This window comes from Candidatus Thioglobus sp. (genome assembly GCF_029243085.1).
Classification (GTDB): Bacteria; Pseudomonadota; Gammaproteobacteria; order PS1; family Pseudothioglobaceae; genus Thioglobus_A.
The window spans coordinates 1-2,718 of the sequence record NZ_JAQWSS010000119.1 but is presented as its reverse complement, the minus strand read 5'-3'; the positions used below and the strand labels follow the sequence as shown (position 1 = coordinate 2,718).

Genomic DNA, 2,718 nt, shown 5'->3' with positions numbered 1-2,718 from the left:
CAACTTTCATACCTTCAAGAGCTTTCTCTAAGCCAGGAATAATATTACCGTGACCTTGGATAAATGGCATCGGATCTTTACCTACTGATGAATCAATTACCTCACCGGCATCATTTTTTAAAGTGTAGTGCATTTCAACTACGGCATCTTTTGTTACTGTCATCTTGTTCTCCTAAGAAGGGTTAAATTTATAAAACACTTGATCATTGATGATCTTGTTACATATATATGTATGAATTATTAGAAATCAAGCACAAATCAGTAATTAGCCTAAATTCAATGGATTAATTCATAAATAACGCTAAAATACTGAACTATATAGTTAAGCCTTAACACCATGGAAGCAAACGCAAACCAAACCATTTTTGTCATTGATGACGATTCAAGCATCAAAGATTTTCTAGTTACTTTTTTTGAAATGAGTGGCTTTCAAACCAAAGGCTTTGACTCTGCACAAGACTACCTTGATCAATTAGATGACACACCGGGCTGCTTGGTTTCAGATGTGTTAATGCCAAATATGGACGGTGTTGAATTGCTTGAACACTTAAACAAGATTGAGCACTTGCGCCCTACCATCTTTATCACTGGCAATGCCACCATCCCTATGTCAATTCAATCAATGAAGCTTGGCGCTTCTGATTTTATTGAAAAGCCATTTAAGCCTGAACTGCTGCTAGAAAAAGTTAACAATGCGATGGCAAATTTCCAAAAGAATTTAGATGTCATTAATAAATTTAAAAGCTTAACTGGCAAAGAGCAGCAAACCTTTAGATTTATGATTAAAGGTCATACCAATAAAATGCTGGCTGAGGATTTAGGCATCTCTGCCTCAACAGTTGAAAAACACCGAGCTTCTGTGATGAAAAAAATGCAAGCAGATTCTATTGTTGCCCTTTCCAAGATGGCCACCCTGCTGCGACCACTGGGTGAAGATTTCGATTTTGACAATTAATAAAACCATGAAACAACTGCCAGCTCTATTATTACTTATAGCAAGCTTGGTGGTCACCACCTCTGCTTTATCTAACCATACAGCTACAAATCACAGTGAAATAGTTAAGCTCCAACTTAACTCAACCCATCAATTTCGATTTGCCGGTTATTACATGGCAATTGAAAAAGGCTTTTATAAAGACAAGGGCCTTGATGTCCAAATATTGGAATCTAGTCACACGACAGATTCAATTGAGGAGTTAGTAGCAGGTAAAACTGATTACGCCATTTCTGGCGCTGACGTTCTAATTGCCAAAGCAAAGTCCATGCCTGTTGTCGCCTTAGCAGCGATCAACCCTGAAAGCCCATTAGCACTCATGGTGCGTAAAGATTCCGGCATTCAAACGCCAGCTGATCTGCGCGGAAAACGCATTATGCTGAGTGAGACTAACAAATTTGCTATTGTCACCATGCTTAAAAATGCCGGGGTTAATATTGGTGAATATGAAATCTTACCGCTCGCAACTGACTACACCAGTCTTGATACTGGCCAAACAGATGCTTATCCAGTTTATATAACTGATAAAGCCTATCATGATAAGAATGATATTTCTCAATATCGTTATTTGCGCCCCAGAGAATATGGCTTACAATTCTACAATGACATTCTGCTTACCACACAAAGCGAGACTTTAAATTACCGCTTTCGCACCAGAGATTTTCGAGAGGCCAGCCTTATGGGTTGGAAGTATGCCTTTGCCAACTTAGAGGAAACCATTGAGGTGATCTTAGAGAAGTATCACACGCCTCAATTAAATTATTCATTATTATCCAGAGAAGCGACTGAACTGAAAAAACTCATGCGTCCTTTACAAACTGATATTGGCGCTATGAAAGACTCGTACTGGCAATATATGCTAGAGACTTTTGTAAAAGCTAATTTTGCTCCTGATAATGCTAATATTGATGGCTTAATGTATGTTCCTGAAGATCACACCCATCTTGATTACTTGCAACTAAGTGCAGAAGAGAGAGTTTGGTTACGCCAACATTGGAATCAAGTTCGCATTGGCGTCAATACAGATTGGTTTCCAATTGAATTTTCTGACCAAGATGGTAATCATGCTGGTATTTCCTCAGACATCATTAAAAGAATTGGTCAAGATTTAAAAATCTACATTAAATCAGCACAAGGTCTCACCCCTGCTCAAGCCCTAGAAAAATTAAAAAGTAAAGAGTTGGATGTTTTGCCAGCTTCAATCAAAACCAAAGAAATGGAAGATTACTTACTATTTAGTAAACCCTACATGGATAGTGATTGGGTTATTATTTCTGATCTAGAGCATCCAGAGATTGATCTTACTACAACCATTGATGGGCAAAAAATTCACTCGTTAGAGTCCTTGGGTGGCAAAAAAGTGTCGGTTACTAATGGTTATATTTCACATCAACGCTTAGCAGAAGACTGGCCATTGATTGATTTAGTCATCAAACCAAATGTATTAGAGACCTTGCGTGCAGTCTCAAATGGTGAAGCTAATTTTGCTATGGTAGATTTAGAAACCGCTACCCCACTGCTACACTCCTACCAAATGACAGATCTAAAAGTCAACACACCAGCCTTTGATGTACAAGACGGCATTCACTTTGCAGTGCGTAAAGATTGGCCAGAGTTGGTTAGCATTATCAATAAAGAACTAGACTATATCGGCCAAACAGAGATTGATCGAATTAAAAACAAGTGGCGCTCTGTACCTGTCTCACTCGGTATTGAAAAACAAG

3 protein-coding genes are annotated in these 2,718 nt (G+C 38.4%); 2 read left to right on the top strand and 1 reads right to left on the bottom strand.

What is annotated here, in order from left to right:
* On the bottom strand, positions 1–163 hold a 163-nt coding region (locus P8M52_RS06710), incomplete at its 3' end, for an FKBP-type peptidyl-prolyl cis-trans isomerase (RefSeq protein WP_300309113.1).
* Positions 164–337: 174 nt separating this feature from the next.
* On the opposite strand from P8M52_RS06710, the gene P8M52_RS06705 reads away from it, so the two are divergent.
* Both P8M52_RS06705 and P8M52_RS06700 read left to right on the top strand, forming a co-directional pair.
* Positions 338–955, top strand: a complete 618-nt coding sequence (locus P8M52_RS06705) for a response regulator (protein WP_300309111.1) — start codon at positions 338–340, stop codon at positions 953–955.
* A gap of 7 nt (positions 956–962) precedes the next feature.
* On the top strand, positions 963–2,718 hold a 1,756-nt coding region (locus tag P8M52_RS06700), incomplete at its 3' end, for an ABC transporter substrate-binding protein (protein ID WP_300309109.1).

What these genes read in the sequence shown, in the direction of transcription:
- P8M52_RS06705 (WP_300309111.1), top strand. Translation starts at nt 338, where the DNA reads ATGGAAGCAAACGCAAACCAAACCATTTTTGTCATTGATGACGATTCA.